Source organism: Variovorax paradoxus NBRC 15149 (assembly GCF_001591365.1).
Lineage (GTDB): Bacteria > Pseudomonadota > Gammaproteobacteria > Burkholderiales > Burkholderiaceae_C > Variovorax > Variovorax paradoxus.
The window spans coordinates 164,933-185,122 of sequence record NZ_BCUT01000002.1 but is presented as its reverse complement, the minus strand read 5'-3'; the positions used below and the strand labels follow the sequence as shown (position 1 = coordinate 185,122).

18 protein-coding genes are annotated in these 20,190 nt (G+C 65.3%); 9 read left to right on the top strand and 9 right to left on the bottom strand.

Annotated features, from left to right (window positions below):
• Positions 1-253 precede the first annotated feature (253 nt).
• The 8 genes from VPA02S_RS15745 (at position 254) to VPA02S_RS15710 (ending at position 8,562) form a co-directional block, all read left to right on the top strand.
• A complete protein-coding gene (locus VPA02S_RS15745; protein WP_062364725.1) occupies positions 254-1,732 on the top strand; it encodes an aldehyde dehydrogenase in 1,479 nt (492 codons plus the stop codon).
• Between the two features lie 38 nt (positions 1,733-1,770).
• Positions 1,771-3,234: an FAD-dependent oxidoreductase gene (locus tag VPA02S_RS15740; protein WP_062364723.1), complete on the top strand. Its 1,464-nt coding sequence runs from the start codon at positions 1,771-1,773 to the stop codon at positions 3,232-3,234.
• Positions 3,235-3,285: 51 nt separating this feature from the next.
• Positions 3,286-4,485 (top strand): ABC transporter substrate-binding protein, encoded by a 1,200-nt coding sequence (locus VPA02S_RS15735; RefSeq protein WP_062364721.1) that lies wholly within the window; start codon positions 3,286-3,288, stop codon positions 4,483-4,485.
• Positions 4,486-4,492: 7 nt separating this feature from the next.
• Positions 4,493-5,350, top strand: a complete 858-nt coding sequence (locus VPA02S_RS15730) for a branched-chain amino acid ABC transporter permease (RefSeq protein WP_062364719.1) — start codon at positions 4,493-4,495, stop codon at positions 5,348-5,350.
• A complete protein-coding gene (locus VPA02S_RS15725) occupies positions 5,343-6,305 on the top strand; it encodes a branched-chain amino acid ABC transporter permease (protein WP_062364717.1) in 963 nt (320 codons plus the stop codon). The genes VPA02S_RS15730 and VPA02S_RS15725 overlap by 8 nt, the downstream gene beginning before the upstream one ends.
• On the top strand, positions 6,302-7,063 hold the full coding sequence (locus VPA02S_RS15720) for an ABC transporter ATP-binding protein (RefSeq protein ID WP_062364715.1): 762 nt from the start codon (positions 6,302-6,304) through the stop codon (positions 7,061-7,063). Before VPA02S_RS15725 ends, VPA02S_RS15720 begins: the two co-directional genes overlap by 4 nt.
• Positions 7,060-7,776 carry an ABC transporter ATP-binding protein gene (locus VPA02S_RS15715; protein WP_062364713.1) on the top strand — a complete coding sequence of 239 codons (717 nt, stop codon included), beginning with the start codon at positions 7,060-7,062 and terminating at the stop codon, positions 7,774-7,776. The genes VPA02S_RS15720 and VPA02S_RS15715 overlap by 4 nt, the downstream gene beginning before the upstream one ends.
• A 72-nt stretch (positions 7,777-7,848) precedes the next feature.
• Positions 7,849-8,562 (top strand): IclR family transcriptional regulator, encoded by a 714-nt coding sequence (locus VPA02S_RS15710; RefSeq protein ID WP_062364711.1) that lies wholly within the window; start codon positions 7,849-7,851, stop codon positions 8,560-8,562.
• A gap of 323 nt (positions 8,563-8,885) precedes the next feature.
• Here the strand turns inward: VPA02S_RS15710 and VPA02S_RS15705 are convergent, their stop codons facing one another.
• The 8 genes from VPA02S_RS15705 to mdlC are packed head-to-tail and all read right to left on the bottom strand — an operon-like array spanning position 8,886 to position 18,050.
• Complete coding sequence (locus VPA02S_RS15705; protein ID WP_062364709.1) at positions 8,886-9,962, bottom strand: maleylacetate reductase; 1,077 nt, start codon at positions 9,960-9,962, stop codon at positions 8,886-8,888.
• A 7-nt stretch (positions 9,963-9,969) separates the two neighbouring features.
• The gene (locus VPA02S_RS15700; RefSeq protein ID WP_062364707.1) at positions 9,970-10,302 is read right to left on the bottom strand and encodes a Dabb family protein; all 333 of its coding nucleotides are present in this window, start codon (positions 10,300-10,302) and stop codon (positions 9,970-9,972) included.
• A gap of 36 nt (positions 10,303-10,338) precedes the next feature.
• Positions 10,339-11,187, bottom strand: coding sequence for an intradiol ring-cleavage dioxygenase (locus tag VPA02S_RS15695; protein ID WP_062364705.1), 849 nt, complete (start codon positions 11,185-11,187; stop codon positions 10,339-10,341).
• Between the two features lie 12 nt (positions 11,188-11,199).
• Positions 11,200-12,165, bottom strand: coding sequence for a Bug family tripartite tricarboxylate transporter substrate binding protein (locus VPA02S_RS15690; RefSeq protein ID WP_062364703.1), 966 nt, complete (start codon positions 12,163-12,165; stop codon positions 11,200-11,202).
• On the bottom strand, positions 12,162-13,922 hold the full coding sequence (locus VPA02S_RS15685) for an FAD-dependent oxidoreductase (RefSeq protein WP_062364702.1): 1,761 nt from the start codon (positions 13,920-13,922) through the stop codon (positions 12,162-12,164). The genes VPA02S_RS15690 and VPA02S_RS15685 overlap by 4 nt, the downstream gene beginning before the upstream one ends.
• Before the next feature lie 22 nt (positions 13,923-13,944).
• Complete coding sequence (locus VPA02S_RS15680) at positions 13,945-14,910, bottom strand: Bug family tripartite tricarboxylate transporter substrate binding protein (protein ID WP_062364700.1); 966 nt, start codon at positions 14,908-14,910, stop codon at positions 13,945-13,947.
• 20 nt (positions 14,911-14,930) lie between these two features.
• Complete coding sequence (locus VPA02S_RS15675; RefSeq protein WP_062364698.1) at positions 14,931-16,382, bottom strand: aldehyde dehydrogenase; 1,452 nt, start codon at positions 16,380-16,382, stop codon at positions 14,931-14,933.
• Between the two features lie 39 nt (positions 16,383-16,421).
• Positions 16,422-18,050: a benzoylformate decarboxylase gene (mdlC, locus tag VPA02S_RS15670; protein ID WP_062364696.1), complete on the bottom strand. Its 1,629-nt coding sequence runs from the start codon at positions 18,048-18,050 to the stop codon at positions 16,422-16,424.
• Between the two features lie 84 nt (positions 18,051-18,134).
• Between mdlC and VPA02S_RS15665 the strand changes: the two genes are divergently transcribed.
• A complete protein-coding gene (locus VPA02S_RS15665) occupies positions 18,135-19,040 on the top strand; it encodes a LysR family transcriptional regulator (RefSeq protein ID WP_062364695.1) in 906 nt (301 codons plus the stop codon).
• A gap of 57 nt (positions 19,041-19,097) precedes the next feature.
• On the opposite strand, the gene VPA02S_RS15660 is transcribed toward VPA02S_RS15665, so the two are convergent.
• Positions 19,098-20,111 carry a Bug family tripartite tricarboxylate transporter substrate binding protein gene (locus VPA02S_RS15660; protein WP_155736582.1) on the bottom strand — a complete coding sequence of 338 codons (1,014 nt, stop codon included), beginning with the start codon at positions 20,109-20,111 and terminating at the stop codon, positions 19,098-19,100.
• Positions 20,112-20,190 lie beyond the last annotated feature (79 nt).

The window sequence follows — 20,190 nt, the reverse complement described above, 5'->3', positions numbered from 1 at the left end:
CCTGAAGCAGCTGTTCGACTGGAGGCGGAAATGTCCGAACGGCCTTGTGGATGTGGCGCGCCGCGCGGCAAGCGCGGTGAATTTACCGCTCCCGCGGCTGGCCAGGTTCGTCCAGATACGTTGCGATCAATGTCGCCGCTCAGGGTGCGGACGGCAGCACTCCGCACGGCTTTATTGTTCTGTTAGGCGGAATGCTTGCTGTAAATTTAGAACTGTCATAGACTCCGCGCCATCGACGCACGAGAGACATGGCATGAAGCGATACCAGCTGTTCATCAACAACGAATGGATCAACCCGGCCTCCGGTGCCTGGTTCGAATCGACCGAGCCCTACTCTGGAGAAGCCTGGGCCGAGGTCCCGAGGGGAGGGCTGGCGGATGTCGAACTCGCGGTACGCGCTGCGCATGACGCGCTTGAAGCACCCGCTTGGCGCGACCTGACGGCAACGCAGCGGGGCGCATTGCTGCGCAAGCTTGCCGACCTGGTGAGCCAGAACATCAACGTTCTTGCGGAAACCGAGCAGCGCGACAACGGCAAGCTCATCGCAGAGGTCAGCGGGCAGGTCCAGAACGTCGCGCAATGGTTCCACTACTACGCCGGCCTGGCCGACAAGGTCCAAGGCGCGGTGGTGCCGATCAACAAGACCGGCGTCTTCAATTACGTCAAGCACGAACCGCTGGGCGTGGTCGCGGCGATCACGCCGTGGAACTCTCCGCTCGCCCTGACGGTGTGGAAGATCGCACCGGCACTTGCAGCAGGCAACACCATGGTGATCAAGCCTTCGGAATACACGTCGAGCTCGTTGCTGGAACTGGCCGCCTTGGTGAAGTTGGCGGGCTTCCCGCCAGGTGTCTTCAACGTCATTACCGGTTTCGGCGCTGAAGTCGGAGAGCCGCTCGTGAGCCACCCCCTGGTGGCCAAGGTGGCCTTCACTGGCGGCGACGCCGCCGGCCAGAAGATCAATGAGATTGCCGCCAGGGACTTCAAGAAAGTCACGCTTGAACTCGGAGGCAAGTCCGCCAACATCGTGTTTGATGACGCGGACCTGGACCAGGCCGTGATGGGCGCGGTGGCTGGCATCTTCGGGGCGGCCGGGCAGACCTGCATGGCTGGCTCGCGGCTGCTGGTGCAGCGCGGCATTCACGACCGCTTCGTTGCGATGCTCATCGACGTCGCCAGCAAGGCCATCGTGGGCGACCCGGCAAAGATGAAAACCCAGGTCGGGCCCATCGCTACCAAGGCGCAGTTCCAGAAGATCCTGGACTACATCGAGATCGCCAAGGACGGCGGCGCCAAGTGCGTGCTCGGCGGCCATGCGCTCGCCGGCGAAGGCTACGGACAAGGCCAGTTCGTGGCGCCCACCATCTTCACCGGCGTCACCAACGACATGCGCATTGCGCAGGAAGAAGTCTTCGGGCCCGTGCTCTCGGTGATTCCTTTCGACGACGAGGCCGACGCGCTGCGCATCGCCAACGACACCGAGTTCGGCCTCGCGGCCGGCGTATGGACGCAGAGCCTGCATCGGGCGTTCCACATGTCGGACCGGTTGAAGGCCGGCACGGTGTGGGTCAACAACTACCGCGCCACCAGTTTCACCACGCCCTTCGGAGGCTACAAGCGCAGCGGCATCGGACGTGAGGGCGGCGTCGACGCGATCAAGGAATACCTGCAAAGCAAGAGCGTCTGGATCACCACGCAACCGTCGCGCACCAACGCCTTCGTGCTCGGCTGACCCCAACCCGGCGCCTGCGCGCCACCCCCGGAGACAACATGAATTCAACGATGGAAACCGACCTGCTGATCGTCGGCTGCGGCGTCGCGGGCCTCTCGGCCGCGGTCACTGCCCTGGAAGCGGGCCTCAAGGTCATCAACCTCGAGCGCTCGGAGGAAGAGCACTTCGGCGGCAACTCGCGCTGGACCGAAGCCTACATGCGCATGAAGAACGATTCGGAAATCTCCGACGACTTCGAAGAGCATTTCGCCCACAACGCGGGCTGGAACATCGATCCCAACGTGCTCAACGCATTGACGGACGACGCGGCGCTTCAGCCGGCCTTCGCCAAAGCGCATTCGCTGCCCGATCCGGAAGTGATCTCGGCCTTCGCACAGTCGGTGCCATCGACCCTGGCGTGGCTGAAGGAGCTCGGAATGAAGTTCGGCCCCCAGCCAATCTATCTGTTGACGCAGAACACCACGCGCATCGCGGCAATGGGCGGAGGATTGGCGCTGATAGAAACCCTGCGCGCGAAGGCACTCGCGCTGGGTGGCGAGATTCGCTATCGGACCACGGCGATCGACCTGGTGCGCGGGGAGGAGGGCGCAGTGAACGGCGTCGTCGCGATTCGTCCCGACGGCGCGCGCGAGGTGTTGCGCGCCAAGACGGTGCTGCTCGCCAGCGGCGGCTTCCAGGGCAACCCCGAGATGATGACCCGCTACGTAGGAGTTCGCAGCAAGCACATCCGCCCTGTGGCCATCGGCGGCTACTACAACAAGGGCGAAGGCATTCGCATGGCGCTGGATGCCGGCGCGGCGCCCGCCGGCGAGTACGGTTCGTACCACGCGGAGCCGGTGGACCCACGCTCGAAGATGGCCGAAGCGGTGGTCTTCATCTATCCCTACGGCATTCTGGTCGACAAGCATGGGCACCGTTTCACCGACGAGGCCCCTGGCACGGTCGACGCGCACTACGACAACATCTCACGCTGCATTGCCGATCAACCCGACGGCATCAGCTACGTGATTTTCGACGCAAAGGTCGAGGACATCCCGCGCTGGCGAACCAGCATCCGCTCCGACCAGCCCTCCATCAGCGCTCCCACGCTGGAGGCACTGGCCGCCCAGATCGGCATGCCCGCGGACAGCCTCGGGCGCACCGTCAACGAGTTCAACGCGGCCTGTCCGAAAGACCAGGGCGACTTCGATCCGCTGCACGTCGACCACCGCGCCACCACCGGCCTGGCGGTGCGCAAGAGCCACTGGGCACGGCCGATCGACAAGGGCCCGTTTCAGGCCTATCCAATCATTTCCACCAACTGCTTCACCTTCGGTGGCCTCAAGGTCAACAGCGACGCGCAGGTGCTCGACCAGGACGGCCGGGTCATCGCGGGGCTGTATGCCGCAGGCGAAACCATGGGCATCTATCACCAGGTCTACACAGGCTCGACCTCGGTGCTGCGAGGCCTGGTCTTCGGCCGCCGCGCGGGCCAGCATGCGGCGGCTACGCAACCGGCCTGAGCCGCGCAACCGCACGCGCATTCCCTTCAAAAAATACACCGGAGACAAACCATGGACCGTCGTTCCTTCCTCACCGTCGCTGGCAGCGCCGCGACCGGCTCGTTGATGCTGCCGCGCTTTGCCATCGCCCAGACCAGGCCTTTCAACTACTACAGCGTCAACGCCTTCTCAGGCAACTTCGCCACCAGCGGCAAATACAGCGATCTTGGCGTGCGCGCGGCTGTCACGGCCTTCGGCAACGGGCTGGGCCGGCCCATCGACTACCGCAAGATCGACAGCGAAGGCAACCCCGCCATCGCGGTGCGCAAGGTGCAGCAGGCCATCGACCAGGACAAGGCGCGCCACTTCGGCAGCGCCGCGCTGTCGAACGAGGCCCTGGCGATCATGAAGGAAATCGACAAGAACAAGGGCGTCTACATCACCTACGTCGGTGCCGACGAAGTCACCGGCAAGGACTGCAACCGCTCCACGTTCCGCTGGGGCCTGCCGACCTACGGCGCAGTCAACACGGTGATGCGGCCCTTGATCCAGCAGAACCCCAAGTGGAAGAAGGTCTACACCATCACCGGCCAATACGTGTTCGGCGAAGCGCTGCTGCGCAATGCGAAGGCGGTGATGCAGGAAACGAAGCTGGAACATGTGGGCAACAGCTACCACTCGCTGGCGGAGAAGGAGTTCTCGGGCTATCTCGGCAACGCGATGGGGTCTGGCGCCGACGTGCTGGTGGTACTGAACTTCGGTGCCAACACGCTCGACCTGCTGCGCCAGGCCGCGACCTTCGGCCTCAAGCAGCGCATGGCGGTGGTGGTCGTCTGGTTCTCGGGACTCGACACCTTCCAGGCCCTTGGCGCCGACGTGACCGACGGCATGTACTTCGGATTGCAGTACTGGCATACGCTGGACACCCCGGCTAACAAGGATTTTGTTCGCGTCTACAAGGGCGAGTTCAAGGAGAACCCGCGCTTCTACTCGGCCGCCGACTACCAGGTCGCCACGCTGATGTTCGACGCCGCCAAGCGAGCCGGCAGCGACGAGCCCGCCGCGATCGTGAAGGCGCTGGAAGGCTACAGCTACCAGGGTCTGACCGGCGATGAGCAGATCCGCCCCTTCGATCACCAGGTGTCCAAGAACTACCTGCTGGTGCGCGGCAAGAAGAAGGCGGCGATGAAAGACGCGGACGACTACGCTGACATCCTGTCCTCGTCGCGCGCGCTGGTTCCCCAGGCCGAATCGGATTGCAAGCTGGTGTGAGCGAGCCATGAACATCTACCTGTTTCAGGCGCTCAATGGGCTCGGGGTCGGCATGGTTTACTTCCTGCTGTCCGTGGGCCTGAGCATCATCTTCGGGCTGCTCGGCTTCGTGAACTTCGCGCATGGTGCGCTGTTCCTCATCGGGGCGTACACCGCGATGTTCGTCACTGCGCAGACCGGCAGCTTTCTGCTCGGCCTTGCGGCGTCGTTCGCGGCCGTGGCCTTCATCGGGGTGGTGGCGGAGCGCTGGCTGCTGCGGCACACCTATCGCATGCCGCACGAGTCGCAGATCCTCATCACGGTCGGCCTGACATTCATCCTGACCGAAGGCGTGGTGATGATCTTCGGGCCCGAGTCGCAGCAGGTCCCCATGCCCGACATGCTCGCCGGCGTGTTCATGTTCGGCGCCTATCCGGTGCCGGTCTACCGCATCTTCATCTTCGGTGTCTGCGCGGTGGTGGGGCTGGGGCTGTGGTTTCTCTTCGAACGTACGCTGTTCGGCGCGCGGGTGCGTGCGGGCAACGAATCGTCCGAGATGCTCAACCTGCTCGGCATCAAGGTCAGCAGGGTCTATGCCCTGACCTTTGCGCTGGGAACCGGCCTGGCGGGGCTGGCGGGCGGTCTCGCAGCACCGCTGCGCGGCGCCGATCCCTCGATGGGCGCGGAGGCGATCGTGATCGCTTTTGTCGTGGTGGTCCTCGGCGGCATCGGCAGCTTCAGCGGGCCACTGGTGGGTGGGCTGATCATCGGCGTCACGCAAAGCATGATGAGCGCGATCTGGCCCGAGGGCGCGCGTCTGGCCATTTTCATCGTCATGGCGGGCATCCTCCTCGTCATGCCCAAGGGGTTGTTCGGCCGTGCTTGAAAAGATCAAACATTCTTCCGGGCTGTTCTGCCTGGCGCTGGCCGGCTTTGCGCTGGCCATGCCGCTGGTGATGGGCTCGACGGCCACGGCCGGCGTGGTGCTGGTGTTCGCGATTGCGGCGGCCGCCTGCAACCTGTTGCTGGGCTACGCTGGCCTCTTGAGCTTCGCGCAGGGCAGCTTCTTCGGCGTGGGCTCCTATGCGGTCGGCATGGTGCTGAAGGCGGCACCGGGCGCGGGCATGGCGGCGCTGCTCGTGTGCATCGTGGCCGGCATGATCGTTGCCCTGGCGATCGGCATGCTGAGCATTCGCCAGCGTGGCATCTATTTCGTGATGATCACGCTCGCCATGGCGCAGCTCGCCTACTTTGCCGCGCTGTCGTTCCCCCAGCTCACCGGCGGCGAGAACGGATTGCTCGACATTCCGCGCCCCGCCACGGGCCTTGAGGGCATCGTCGGCGAAGGCGCTGGCCAGTACGCGTTGATCGCCGTGGTTTTCGTGCTTGCAATCGCGTTCTTGCGCCTCGTGGTGCGTTCGCCCTTCGGCCGCGCGCTCGACGCGGTGCGCGAAAACGAGGTGCGCGCGCAGACCGCCGGCTACGACGTCCAAAAGCTCAAGCTGCTGGCTTTCTGCCTTTCCGGGGGCATCACCGCGCTGGCCGGAGCGCTCTATGCGCTTCAGCTGCGCTCGGCGCCGCTGTTCAACATCGACCTCATGACGTCCGAGACCATTCTCATCATGGCGATCCTCGGCGGGCGCCGGTCGCTTCTTGGCGCAGCCTTCGGCGCGCTCGCCATGACCTTGATGGCCGAGCAGCTGTCGCAGTGGTGGCCGCGCTGGCAGATGATCGTCGGCTTGGTGCTGATTGCCGTGGTGCTGTTCGCGCCCCGCGGGCTCGGCGCTGCCTGGGCACATTGGCGGGACCGCCGCAGCGCGCCGGCAGGAGATCGCGCGTGACCACAGCAGGCAACCCCTTCCTCAGTGCCCGTGGGCTGGGGCTCGACTACGGCCGCTTCACCGCGGTCGGAAAAATCGATCTTGAGCTGGGCACGACCGGCCTGCACTCGCTGATCGGCCCGAACGGTGCGGGCAAGACCTCTTTCTTCAACATCGTGAGCGGCCGCCTGCCGGCCAGCCGCGGCAGTCTCGTGTTCGAGGGGCGCGACATCACGCGCTCTGGAGCGCATCGGCGAGCCCGGCTCGGTATGGCGCGCAGCTTTCAAGTGACAAGCCTGTTCGGCGAAAGCAGCGTGCTGCACAACCTGCAGATGGCGGCGATGGGCGTCGCCCCGTCGCGGTCCTACAGGTTCTGGAGTAACTGGACGCGTGAGACGCAGAGGCTCGACGTTGCCGCGGAGGTCTTGCGGGAGCTGGAACTGACGCGCCATGCGGCGACACCGGTCGCTTCACTTGCGCATGGCGTGCAGCGCGTGGTGGAGATCGGCATGTGCCTTGCCGCCCGACCGCGGCTGCTGCTGCTGGACGAGCCGTTGGCCGGACTCGGCCTTGCGGACGTGCCCCGCATCGCCGAATTGCTGCAGCGACTCAAGGCCCGCTACGCAGTACTGCTGGTCGAGCACAACATGCGCGTGGTCATGGGAATCAGCGATCGCATCACCGTCATGTTCCAGGGCAACGTGATTGCCGAAGGTGCACCGGCGGCCATCCGCGATAACGCCCAGGTGCGGCGGGTCTATCTGGGGAGCCAGTCATGAGCGAGGCCATCCTGGTGCTGGAGGATGTGAATGCGTCCTACGGCAAGAGCCATGTGCTGCATGGAGTTTCGATGCACGTGAACGCGGGCGAGATCGTGAGCGTTCTCGGGCGCAACGGCATGGGCAAGACGACGACGATGTGCACGATTGTCGGGCTGCTGCGTGCGCATGCCGGCTCGGTGCGGTTCGAAGGCGTCGACCTTGTCGGCATGGCGGTCGACGACATCGCGCGCCGCGGCATCTCGCTGGTGCCCGCACACCGCGGCATCTTCACCTTGCTGTCGGTGCAGGAGAATCTGCAGATCGCACAGAGAAAGCACGCGGCATGGACGTTGGAGCGCGTCTACGACGAGTTTCCGCGTCTGCGCGAGCGTCGTCGCAATCTCGGCGGCGCTCTCTCCGGCGGCGAACAGCAGATGCTTGCCATCGCGCGGGCGTTGGTGCAGGGCCCTAGGTTGCTGCTGCTCGACGAACCGACGGAAGGCCTAGCGCCCGTGATCGTGGACGAGCTCACTGAACTGATTCGCGGCGTGGGTGCATCGGGCATTCCGATCGTGCTGGTGGAACAGAGCTTCGCGGTCTGCCGCACGCTCGCCCGGCGGCACTACATCCTCGAGGAAGGTGTTGTCGTCTACGAAGGCCGCACGGAGGATTTCGATGCCGACGCCTCGGTGCTCGAGCGCTTCCTGGGCCTGAACGTGGAGGCGCATTGACAGTGGCCAAGGGGGGCGTGGTGTCCGGGAGGGCGCGCTAAACTCGATCGATCTTCTTCTGGGTGACATTCGATGGCTGATGATTCCGGGGTGAGCGCGGTGGAACGAGCGTTGAGCCTGCTCGACGCATTCAACGAGCTGGACTATGCGTTGACGCTCGCTGATCTCGCACGGCGCACGGGACTCTACAAGAGCACGATCCTGCGGCTGGCCGAATCCCTACAACGCATGGGCTATCTCAAGCGCCTGGCCGACGGCTCTTTTCAGTTGGGTGCCGCGCCACTGCGGCTCGGCGCGATCTACCAGCGGCAGTGCCGCACCTCGGAACACGTCCCCGAGGTACTGCGCGAAGTGGTCGAGGCCACTTACGAGTGCGCATCGTTCTATATCCGGGACGGTGAACACGCGGTGTGTCTCCATCGGGTCGACTCGGCCCGCATGATCCGGGATGCTATCCGTGAAGGCGACCGCTTGCCAATCGACAAGGGCGCCGCCCCGCAGGTGCTTTTGGCTTTTGGTGAGAAAAAGACCGGAAAGAAATTCGACCGCATCCGCGCCGAGATGTCTTGTGCCTCGTTCGGTGAGTACGACGCGGAGATCGCGGCCTTGTCGGTGCCGGTGCTGAGCGTAAATCGGCAGCTGGTGGGTGCGCTGACGATTTCCGGGCCGCGTTATCGCTTCGAGAACGTCGATCAGGCGCCGATGCTTCAGGCGCTTTTCGCCGGAGCACGCAAGCTGACCGACCTATTCGGTGGCGACGCCAAATGGTTCGATACCGCGTCCTAGCTGCGCCGTGATGCGGGTCTGCACCTGGCTGCGCGGGCTCCCGGCCGTGTCGCCAAGCGGCAGACACATGGGCTGCAAATTGATCTCCGCCAGCATGAAGGCGGATCGGGAATCGCCTTCCGGACGCCCTTTTTTGGGAGGAACTTCGAACAGCGCGGTATCACCCGCGCTCTGACGTGGCTCAAGGCGTCCTGCACGTTGGCAGCCACGTAGTCCGAAAGGTCGGAGCCCGCTCATACTGAAGCATTGACCATGTGGAGAGCAATGCAATGAATTCTCGGACCCGCGTTGCCAGCACGGGACATGTACACGACGCAAAAGGCCTACTCAGGCCGGATTCCCTCAAAGGCGTTCTGCAGCAGTCGCCTGATCTCGCCGCGTTGTGCCGGGCCTGTCGCTCGTGGGTTCCAGTAGGGGTTGTTCACGGCGAGATCCGCAGCGCGGTCGAGGTCAGCCTCCTTCATGCCGACGTCCCGCAGCGCCACCGGCGCTCCGTTGTCTCGTGCCAGGTCGAAAAGGCCGGCTGCCGCGCTGCGCGGCTCTGCCGACCCGAGTGCACGCTCGATGCGGGACATGGCCTCAGGCACCGCCGGCGCGTTGAAGGCGATGGCCTGAGGCAGCACCACCGTGTGCACCTCGGCGTGAGGCAGATTGAAGCTGCCGCCCAGCGTGTGGCACAGCTTGTGGTGCAGCGCCATGCCCACATTGCCAAGCACTGTGCCGCAGAGCCACGCACCATACAGCGCATCTGCGCGCGCATCGATGTCGTCGCTGCGCCGACGGATGGCCGGCAACCCCCTGGCCAGTGCGCGGATGCCTTCCTCGGCCATCAGGTCCATCACGGGATTGCCGTCGCGCGCATACAGACCTTCGGCCGCGTGTGCAATCGCATTCATGCCACTCGTAACACTCATGGCCACGGGCAGCGTTAGCGTCAGCTCCGGATCGTAGATCACGGTGCGAGGCAGCACGCGCGCATCCTTGCCGGTCTTCTTCAAGCCGCCCTCGGTGATGCCGTAGATCGGCGTCATCTCGCTCCCGGCATAAGTCGTGGGGATGGCAAGGATCGGCAGGCCGGATTCCAGCGCAATGGCCTTGCCCAGGCCGGTGGTCGAGCCACCCCCGATCGCGATGGCACAGTCCGCGCCCAGGCGGCGCGCCTCGTCGCGGGCCTCGCGTGCCGTCTCGATGGGCACATGCATGACGGCGCGCGCAAAAATGCCCGCCGCGCGGCCGCCAAGACGCCCGGCCACCAACTGCGCCTGGTCCTGCTGCTCGGGCGTGCACAGCACCAGCGCACGGTGCGCCCCGAGCAGTTCGATCTCGCGCTCCAGATGCACCAATGTCCCGGCGCCGAACACCACCCGGGATGGCTGGCCGATATAGGCGAATTCCTTCATCTGATCCTTAAAGCGTCGTGCTCAGTACCGGCTCATCGGACTGGACTTCGTAATCCACCTGATGCCTGGCGATGCGGACGCCAGCCAGCGCGTCGCGCACCCGCAGGTGTTCCGGATGCACGGCATACGCGGCCAGTGCTTCCCAGGATTCGAACTCGCTATACAACACGACGTCGCAGGCATAGTCGATCTTGCTGACATCCACACCGACCTCCAGGTGGAGCAATCCGGGAACCCGGCCACGCAGGCCGTGGAAGCAACTTCGCAGACGCTCGATGTTTTCCTGTTTCTCCTCGGCCGTGGTGCCGTTCACGTCCCACATGACGATGTGCCGAATCATTGCGCTCCTTTGCAGATTGCGGGTGAGGACGGACGCTCAGGCATCCGCGATGTCTTGCGTGGTGGGATTCAGAATGAAGTCATATTCAACGACGTAGGAGCCATCGGCTTGCTGCTTCCAATCGGCGATCAGCGACTGGCGCACGCCGAACACGGAATCCGAATCCAGGTAGCGATCGTCGCTGCGGAAAACGTGCGTGATCAGCTTCTCGTAGCCATCCGCCTCGATCAGGAAATGCAGGTGCGCGGGACGCCACGGATGCCGGCCGGTGGCCTTCAACAGATCGCCCACCGGGCCATCGTGCGGAATGGCGTAGGGAACGGCGAGGATCGAACGGAAGTGGTAGCGGCCCTCGCTGCCGGCGTGCACGATGCCGCGTGCCTGCGTATGGTCGATCTCCGGATGCTGCACGTCATACAGGCCGTCTTCGTCCGATTGCCACACGTCCATGCGGGCGTTGGCGACCGGCTTTCCGCCGATGCCGCGCACCGTGCCGCGTACCAGGCACGGGATGCCGTGCGCGCCGTTGGAGATGTCCGCACCGAGCTCGTAGTGAGGTGCCCCTTCCACGTGGAACGGGCCGAACACGGTCGCCTCGGTGCAGCCGGCAGGCTTGTCGTTGTTCTGCGCCACCGTCAGCATCGACAGGCCCAGCACGTCCGACAGCAGGATGAACTCCTGGCGCTTGTCGTCCGTGATGTGGCCGCAGCGGGTCAGGAATTCAATGCCCTTGAACCACTCTTCTTCGGTCAGTTCCACCTCGCGTGCAAAGGCATGCAGGTGCTGCACGAGACTGTCCATGATGCGCTTGAGCCGCGGGTCAGCCGCCTGCGCCTGCCGCGCAAGAACGGCGTCGGTGATGGTGTGATGGTCCAGATTGCGCATGATGGCTCTCCTTCAGTCCAGCTGCAGTTGGGTCCGCTGCGCGACCGTACCCCACTTGGCAAAGTCCTCCTGGCTGCGCCGTTGCGCGTCCTGCGTGCTGTAGCCCTCGACACGCAGGTCCATCTCAGCCAGCCTCGCCTTCACGGTCGGGGCCTGGAGCGCGGCACGCACGTCGCGCTGGATTTTCTCGACGGTAGCGACCGGCAGACTCGATGGCGCCATCAGGGTTTCGAAGAAGGTTGCGTCGAATCCGGGATTGCCGCTCTCGGCGATCGTCGGAACCTCGGGCAGCAGGCCCGATCGCTCCTTGCCGGACACGGCGATCGCGCGCAGCCGCCCGCTTTGGACATGCGGCAGGACGATGGAGGAGACGATGAAGCCACAGTCCACGTGGCCCCCCATCACGTCCTGCGCGGCAGGGCCGGGGCCTTTGTAGGGAACATGGATGAGCTTTGTTCCGGTTGTCGCCAGCAGCATCTCCATTGCCATGTGGCTTGGTGTCCCGGCACCCCCGGAGGCATACAGGCGGGTCGAGGGGAGCTGGACGAACTTGGCGAGCGATGTGATTCCGGCGGACGGGTTGCACGCCAGCGTCTGATTGAAGCTGGCGAAGTAGGTGACCGGTTTGAGCGAAGTCCGCAAATTGAAGCTCAGCTTCTTGTACAGGTGAGGATTGATAGTGAGGATCGTGTCGGGTCCCACGAGCAGGGTGTGTTCATCCTTGGTCTGCGCTACTTCTCCGGCGGCCAGGTTGCCTCCTGCACCCGTCTTGTTTTCGATGACGACCGGCTGATTCCATGCGGCCTGCAGCGCGGGCTGTATCAACCTGGCGATCACGTCGCCCGGCGTGCCCGGCGGAAATGCCGCCACCAGACGAACCGGCTTCGTAGGCCAGGCCTGCGCGAAGGCCGAGGGAGCGATTGCCAGGGCCATTGCAATGGCCGAAAGCCGAAGAAGCAGGGTGGTAGTGGGTTTCATGCAGGGGTTCCTCTTGTCAGATCGACGGGAGTTCTTGAAGGTGTTGGAGTGGCACTCGGCGCCGCGGCGGGTGACCTGGCCGTGACGCGGGACAGCACACTTGCTGCATCGTCCGCGGCTGCACCGCGCCACGCGACGATCTGGTCTGGACGAATCAGCGCAAGCGGTGCTTCATAGAGTTCGCGCAGGGACGGCTGCGCCAGCCGCACGACGCGCAGGTCCATTTCCAACTTCCGGGCCGCGGCTTCGAAGGCCTCGGTAGCGGGGGAATCAGGCCCCAGCGCGAGCAGGGTCCATTCGGTGTGGAAAAGGTCGAACAGCGAGCGTCCGTCGTCGAGCCACGCATGCGGCGGCCGGCCGCCAGGACTGGCGGTGGAGGTGTAGGCATTCGGCTCGTCGGGCGGCAGCGCGGCGCCATCACCAACGATGATCGGCGAGGCGTCGTATCGGCCGCCGAAGGTCACTCCCGGAATGTTGAACTCGAGCCGGGCATGCGCATCGAAGTGCAGGCCCGCAAGCTTGCGCTCGGCATCGCCCCGCTGGGAGGCCTCTTCCAGTTCGGGCTTTGCCGCGAAGAGTCCCACCGAGTCGGCGAACTTGCGCGCGTAGCCGGTGTTGCGTTCGGCCAGTGGCCTGCGCTCGGCTTCGTAGCTGTCGAGCAGCGCCAGCGGTGCCTGGCCGCGGATCACGCTCGCGAGCTTCCAGCCCAGGTTGACCGCGTCCTCGACGGCCGTGTTGTAGCCCAGACCGCCAGTGGGCGTGAACAGGTGGGCCGCATCGCCCGCAATGAAGACCCGGCCCTTCTGGAAGCGCTGGGCTACCAGCGCATGCCCGGCAAGCCAGGTGCCCATGGAGAGAATCTCGATCGGCACGTCGGCGCCCAGCGCCTCGGCGAAGACGCGGCGCGCATCGGCCTCGGTCCAGCCCTCGGCGTCTTCGCCGGGGCGCAGCGCCGCATGGAAGGCGTACTCGGACACGCCGTCCACCGAGGCCATGAAGGCACGCCTTTCGTGGTTGACGGCCACGTACATCCAGGCTTTGGAGTGGCGCAGCACGTCGAAGAACCGGGGCGCGCGCAGGTAGATGGCAAACATCTTGCCGCCCATGAACTCGCGCTGGATGCCGCTCACGCCGCCCCACTCGATGCCCAGCTGTTGCCGGACCAGACTGCGCGCGCCGTCGGCACCGATCAGGAACTTCGCGACCACGTCCTGCGCAGGACCTCCTTCGCTCGGCCGCACCGTGGCGCTCACCGATTCACCGTCGTCGCTGAAGCGCTCCAGCCGCCAGCCATAGCGCACATCGGCGGAAGGCCAGGCCTGTGCATGGCGACGCAGGGCTTGCTCGACGAATTTCTGCGACACGCGATGCGGCAGTTCGGCGGCGCTCCAGGACCCGGTCATCGTCTTGACCTTGACCGCGGCCTCTGCGGCCGTGGGCAAGCTGATGCGTGCCAGCTCATGGCCGGCGAAGCGCGTGAAGTACGCAATGTCCGTCGGATGATCGGCGGGCAGGCCCAGCGCACGGATCTCGTGCGCGAAGCCGAGCCGGCGGAAATGCTCCATCGTGCGGGCCTGCGTCGCATTGGCCTGCGGGTTGAAGGCCGTGCCCGGCTTGGCGTCGACGAGCAGGCAGCGGATGCCGCGGCGGCCGAGCTCGTTGGCAAGCATCAGGCCGCAAGGGCCGCCGCCGGCGATCAGCACGTCCGTAGCGATAAGGGGAGGGTGGCCGGCTGCAGGCCGGGGAGTGGCGGTCATCGGGTTCTTTCTTCTTCTTGCATCAGTCGGCGCGAATGCCGCGCTCCCGGATCACGGCGCCCAGCCGCTTGAAGTCGGCCGCGCCCTTGTCGCCGAAGGCCGCAGGCGTCAGCGGCTCCGGCACGTTGCCGAGGGTTTCGATGTGCGCCCTGACAGCCGGCAATGCCAGCGCACGGTTGACTTCGGCATTGATCCGCTGGATCACGGCCAGCCGTGTGCCGGCGGGGGCGTAGAGGCCGAACACCGCATCGGCGTCGAAACCCTTGAGGCCGAGTTCATCGAGCGTCGGCACCTCGGGCATCTGGGGCGCCCGCTTGAGGCTTGCCACCGCCAGCATGCGCAGCTTGCCGGTCTTGACGTGCTGGATGCTGATTCCCGGATCGAAGAGAAAGTCGATCTGGCCGCCCAGCAGGTCCGTCAGCGCGGGGGCCGCGCCGCGGTAGGGCACATGGATGGCCGTGGTGCCTGTCCGGCCCGTCATCATCTCCGCCGCGAGGTGAGGCGAGCTTCCGTTGCCGGGCGACCCGAACGACCGCTTGCCGGGGTTCGCCTTGAGATCGGCGACCAGGCTCTTGAAGTCCTTGACCGGGCTGTCGGCACGAACCACCAGGTAGAACGGCACGCGTGCGACGGATGCGACCGGGACGAGATCCTTCGCCGGATCGAAGGGCATCTTTGCGTAGATATGCGGGTTGATCGACACCATGCCGCCGGAACTCATCAGGAAGGTATAGCCATCGGACGGCGACTTGGCGACGAAATCGCCACCGAGGTTGCCACCGGCGCCGCCCCTGTTCTCGACGATCACCGGCTGCCCGAGCGTTTCCTGCAAGGGCGCGCTGATCACGCGGGCCAGTTGATCGGCCGCGCCGCCGGGCGCGAAGTTGGCGACGATCTTGATAGGCTGCCTGGGCCACTCCTGGGCTTGGGCGATGCCGCACGGGCCGAGCCCGAGCGCCAGCGACGCGGTTGCGAGCAGGGATTTCATGGGCTGTCTCCTGCGCTTCATCAGAACGGATAGTGGCGTTCGGTGGTCTGCACCGTGAGCCACCGCAGTTCGGTGAAGGCGTCGATGCCGGCCTTGCCGCCGAAGCGGCCGTAGCCCGAGTCCTTCACGCCGCCGAAGGGCATCTGCGCCTCGTCGTGCACGGTCGGGCCGTTCACATGACAAATGCCGGAGTCGATGCGATTGGCCACCTCCCAGGCACGGGCAATGTCGCGCCCGAACACTGCGGCGGACAGCCCGTAAGGGTTGTCGTTGGCCACACGCACCGCTTCGTCGACGCCGTCGACACGCACCACCGGCTTCACAGGACCGAAGCTCTCTTCATGGTAGATGCGCATCTGCGGCGTCACGTGGTCGAGCAGCGTGGCGGGCATCAGCGTGCTGTCGGCCTTGCCGCCGCACACGAGCTTCGCGCCCTTGGCGAGCGCATCGTCGATCAGCGCATTGCAACGCTCGACGGTGCTCGCATCGACCACCGAACCCAGCACCACCGGCCCCTTGCGCGGATCGCCCAGCGGCAGCTGCGTGGCCTTGGCGGCGAGCTTCGCGACGAAGGCGTCCGCGATCTTGCGGTCCACGATGATGCGCTCGGTGCTCATGCAGATCTGGCCGCTGTTGGCGAAGGCGCCGAAGGCCGCGCCGTTGACCGCGGCATCGAGGTCGGCATCGTCCAGCACGACGAGCGGGGCCTTGCCGCCAAGCTCGAGCACCGCCGGCTTCAAGTACTTCGCGCAGGTCTGCGCGATCAGCCTGCCGACGCGGGTGGAGCCGGTGAAGTTCACGCGGCGCAGCGCCGGATGGGCAATGATCGCTTCGACCACCTCGGCAGCATCGGCTGGCGCGTTGGTCACGAAGTTGACGACGCCCGGCGGGAAACCTGCATCCTTGAATGCTTCGACGATCAGGCCATGCGTGGCCGGGCTGAGTTCCGAGCCCTTGAACACCACCGTGTTGCCGCAAGCGAGCGGCGTGGCGATCGCTCGCACGCCGAGGATCACCGGCGCGTTCCACGGCGCAATGCCGAGCACCACGCCAGCCGGTCGGCGCAGGCCCAGGGCCAGGCTGCCGGGCACGTCGGAGGGAATGACCTCACCGCTGATCTGGGTCGTCATGCCGGCTGCCTCCTGCAGCATGCCGGCGGCCAGGTGCACGTTGAATCCGGCCCACGGGGCGCCGGCACCGGTCTCGGATGCCATGGCATCCGTCAGGGCCTGGGCCTTCGCCTCGATGGCCTGTGCCGCCTTCAGCAGCAGCGCCCTGCGTTCGCCCGGGCCGGTGCGGGACCAGGCCGGAAACGCGGCCGCGGCGGCTTCGACCGCTGCCACGGCGTCGGCCTTCGTAGCGGCCGGCGCGGTGGTCGCCACCGTGCCGTCGAGCGGATTGCGGCGCTCGAAAGTCGCACCGTCCTCGGCCTGGCGGTCCTCGCCATTGATCAACATCGATATCGTGCCCATCGTCTTGTCTCCTTGTAGATTTGGAAAAGCGAAAAACTCTCAGGCCACTTCGATCTCGACCAGCATTGGCGCGGTCGATTGAAGGGCTTGGTGCAAGGCGGGACGCAGCTGCTCCGCCGTTTCGACGCGCAGCCCCTTCATGCCTTGCGCGCCAGCCAGCGCAACAAAATCGAGATCGGGCAAGTCGGTGCCCGGCACATGCGCGTCAGGCCGATAGCCGAAGATGCGGGCGAACTCGTACAGCGCGGCGTAGCGGCGGTTCTTCAGAATCAGCACCGTGACCGGCAGCGCCAGTTGGGCTGCGCTCCACAGCGCCTGGATGGCATACATTGCCGAGCCATCGCCCACCAATGCAATGACCCGTGCGCCAGGCTTGCCCAGCGCCACCCCCACTGCGGCCGGAAGGCCGAAACCCAGGCCGCCGCTGCACATGGTGTAGAAGGTTTCTGTCTCGAAGATCGGCAGGTGGCCGTGCATCACGGGCCGCGCGCTGGGCGCTTCCTCGACCAGGATGCTGTCGCGCGCGCGCACGTCGGCCAGCGTCTGCAAGACCCACGCAACCGGCAGGCGCTCGGCGGGCTCGGGGTCTGCCACGCGCGGCGGCCGCGCGTGGGCAGGTGGTGCCGGACGATCGCGCGGCGTGCTGCACTCGAGCAGATCGAGCAACCCGAGGCGGATGCTGCCGACCACGGAAGTTCCTGTCGGCGCCCAGGCCGCGACCTGGGGATCGTCTGTCAGCTGCACCAGCTCGCATCCTTCGGGCAGGTGCGGCCCGTGGCCCGGCACATGGTAGGTGAACGCCGGCGCACCCAGCGCAAAAACCAGGTCGTGGCCAGCGAGCCGATCGACGATGCGTTCGCGCATTGGCGGCAGGAAGCCTGCCCACAGCGGATGGTCTTCCGGGAAGCTGCATCGGCCCGACATCGGCGCGACGTACACGCGGGCGTTGTGCCGCTCGGCCAATTCAACCGCTTCTTTCCACGCCTCGTCGCGATCGACTGCGGCACCGACTACAAACGCCGGTGAGCGGGCGCCATCGAGGGCCGCGGCAATGCGCGCGAGAAGGTCGGGATCCGCGCGCACGTGGCGGCTGACCTCGCGTGCATCGACCGGCAATGTCTGGACATCCCAGTCGTCCGACGGGATCGAGACCAGCACGGGGCCGCGCGGCGGCGTCATCGCGATGTAGTAGGCCCGCGCAATCGCCAGCGGAACGTCCTCGGCCCGCGCCGGCTCGACGCTCCACTTGACGTAAGGCCTCGGCAGCTCGGGCGCCTGCGTGGAGCCGAGGAAAGGTTCGAAAGGCAGGATCGATCGCGCCTGCTGGCCGGCCGTGATCACCAGCGGCGTGCGGTTGCGAAAGGCCGTGAAGATGTTGCCCATCGCATGGCCGACACCGGCGGCGGAGTGCAGGTTGACGAATGCCGCGTTGTGCGTAGCCTGCGCGTACCCGTCCGCCATGCCGACGACCACGGACTCCTGCAGCCCGAGCACGTAGCGGAAGTCTTCGGGGAAGTCGATGAACATCGGCAGTTCCGTCGAGCCGGGATTGCCGAACACGCTGGTCATGCCGAATGCGCGCAGCAGCCTGAAAACCGCGTCCCGCACGGTCAGGGTGCTGCCGGCCGAGAGGGGCGCTTGCGCGGGAAGTTCGACGTGTCGATCCATGAATGCTCCTAGATGAGGTCCGCAGTTTTGCGCCTGCCGCTCTATTCATCAATACAATGAAATGTCTAAAACAAAATAAGCTAAATGCATACTGAAAAGCTGGACATGAACCTGCTCCGCCTGTTCGAAGCGGTGTACCGCCTGGGCAGCGTCAGCCGCGCTGCAGATGCGCTGGGACTGTCACAGCCGGCCGCCAGCCAAGGTCTGACGCGACTGCGGCTCGCCTTGGGCGATGCGCTGTTCGTGCGCGCCAACGGGCGCATGCGCCCCACGCTGCGCGCGGAGCGGCTGGCAAGCGTCGTGCAGCCGGCCGTGGCTGCCATCGAGGATGTGCTGCGGGACGAAGATGCCTTCGACCCCTCGCGCTCGCAGATGACCGTTCGGCTGCACCTGAACGACATCGGCGAGGCGCGGCTGCTGCCGGAACTGATGGAAGCCTTGCACCGCCAGGCACCCGGCATTCGGGTGCACACGACTCCGCTGCCGCATGGGGAGATCACCGATGCCCTTGAAACCGGAGCCATCCATTTCGCACTCGGATTTCTGCCCTCGGTCAGCGGAACGGAGCGCGTCGAATTGCTGCGCGATCGCTACGCGGTGGTGGTACGGGCCGGGCATCCGATGGCCAAGGCCTCGAAGGCCTCGAATGTCCGCATGACCATCCAGGACCTGCGGCGCCTGGAGTACGTGGCCGTGCGCTCGCACTCAGAGACCTTCCGCATCCTGCAGCAGCTCGGCCTCGATGGACGGCTGGTGCTGAACTCGGCGCACTTCCTTGCGCTGCCGGCCATCATTGCGCGCACGGATTTCGCCGTCGTGATGCCGCAGGCGATCGCGCGCAGGTTCATCGAGCCGAAGCGCTATGTGGTGCTTCCGGCGGAGCTTCCTCGCAGCGCCTTCACCGTGTCGCTGCACTGGAGCCGCCGGTTCGAGTCGGATCCCGCGCACCATTGGATGCGGAATCTCTTCATTGGGCTTTTCAAGGACTAGGGACGCTGACAGCGGAGTGATACGTCCTAGCCTCGGCCAGCCGCAGTGCGTATGCGACTAGTCGATCCGGATGTCGAGTCGCTTGACCAGCGCGCCGTACACCTGGCGCTCTTCGCTCTGCAGCTTGCGCAATCCGTCGGCGGAGGTGGGATCAGGCTTGGCGCCTTGTACACGCAGCACGTCAACGAACGCCTTGTCGTGCATGGCCTTGTGTACGGCACTCGTCAGTTCGTTCACCTTCGCAGCAGATGTGCCGCCCGGCGCATACAGCGCCTGCCAGAGCCCCATCGAAAGGTCGACGCCCAGCTCCTTGAGCGTGGGGATCTGCGGCAGCAGGTCCAGGCGCGCGGCCGTTGCACTCGCCAGAATCCTGGCTCGGCCATCCTTGGATGCGGCGTCGGCGGCGCCCGCAGGGACGAACATCATGTCCACCTGTTTGCTTAGCACGGCTTGCACGGCGGGTGCCTGGCCCGAGAAAGGCACGTGGAGCAGTTCAAGGCCCGAGGCTGTTGCTAGCCGTTCCATGGCGAGATGGACGATGCTGCCCACGCCCCAACTGGCATAGCTGATCGCGCCGGGCCGGCTCTTGGCCAGCCGGGTCAAATCCGCGAGATTACGGGTCTGGTCCAGTGATTGGCCCACCATCAGCACGATGGGAATATGGGAGACCAAACTCACCGGCTGCAAATCGGTTTCGGGGTTGTAAGGCAGTCTGCGGTAGATGAACTGAATAATCGACTGTGTATCAACGATGCCCAACAGCAAGGTGTTGCCGTCAGGTGCCGACCGAGCGACATAACCGGCACCGATGCTGCCGCCCGCACCAGGCCGGTTCTCCACAATTACACTTTGGTGCATCAGGTCGCCCAGCGGTTTAGCCAAGGCTCGTGCCAGTACGTCATTAACCCCGCCCGCGTTAAAAGGCGAAACAATCTTGAGCGCTTGGTTGGCCCGCGCAAAGGTCCAAGGTGTGGCGCTCGTCCAGCCAATAGCCGATGCGCATGCCGTTTTGAGAGTGGTTCTCCGGGAGATGGACATAAAAATTCCTACAGAATAGAGGTTGATATTCACCTCGCTTCATGCGAAAAGCATGCAAGCCGGGACCCGTAAACTTGCACGGTAGCTTGCATAAAAGCCCAGTCCCCGGCGC

Coding starts and splice junctions, on each gene's coding strand:
- VPA02S_RS15685 (WP_062364702.1), bottom strand. CDS start 13,922: ATGACCGCCACTCCCCGGCCTGCAGCCGGCCACCCTCCCCTTATCGCT.
- VPA02S_RS15680 (WP_062364700.1), bottom strand. CDS start 14,910: ATGAAATCCCTGCTCGCAACCGCGTCGCTGGCGCTCGGGCTCGGCCCG.
- VPA02S_RS15745 (WP_062364725.1), top strand. CDS start 254: ATGAAGCGATACCAGCTGTTCATCAACAACGAATGGATCAACCCGGCC.
- VPA02S_RS15730 (WP_062364719.1), top strand. CDS start 4,493: ATGAACATCTACCTGTTTCAGGCGCTCAATGGGCTCGGGGTCGGCATG.
- VPA02S_RS15700 (WP_062364707.1), bottom strand. CDS start 10,302: ATGATTCGGCACATCGTCATGTGGGACGTGAACGGCACCACGGCCGAG.
- VPA02S_RS15735 (WP_062364721.1), top strand. CDS start 3,286: ATGGACCGTCGTTCCTTCCTCACCGTCGCTGGCAGCGCCGCGACCGGC.
- VPA02S_RS15665 (WP_062364695.1), top strand. CDS start 18,135: ATGCATACTGAAAAGCTGGACATGAACCTGCTCCGCCTGTTCGAAGCG.
- VPA02S_RS15710 (WP_062364711.1), top strand. CDS start 7,849: ATGGCTGATGATTCCGGGGTGAGCGCGGTGGAACGAGCGTTGAGCCTG.
- mdlC (WP_062364696.1), bottom strand. CDS start 18,050: ATGGATCGACACGTCGAACTTCCCGCGCAAGCGCCCCTCTCGGCCGGC.
- VPA02S_RS15695 (WP_062364705.1), bottom strand. CDS start 11,187: ATGCGCAATCTGGACCATCACACCATCACCGACGCCGTTCTTGCGCGG.
- VPA02S_RS15690 (WP_062364703.1), bottom strand. CDS start 12,165: ATGAAACCCACTACCACCCTGCTTCTTCGGCTTTCGGCCATTGCAATG.
- VPA02S_RS15705 (WP_062364709.1), bottom strand. CDS start 9,962: ATGAAGGAATTCGCCTATATCGGCCAGCCATCCCGGGTGGTGTTCGGC.
- VPA02S_RS15675 (WP_062364698.1), bottom strand. CDS start 16,382: ATGGGCACGATATCGATGTTGATCAATGGCGAGGACCGCCAGGCCGAG.
- VPA02S_RS15740 (WP_062364723.1), top strand. CDS start 1,771: ATGAATTCAACGATGGAAACCGACCTGCTGATCGTCGGCTGCGGCGTC.
- VPA02S_RS15715 (WP_062364713.1), top strand. CDS start 7,060: ATGAGCGAGGCCATCCTGGTGCTGGAGGATGTGAATGCGTCCTACGGC.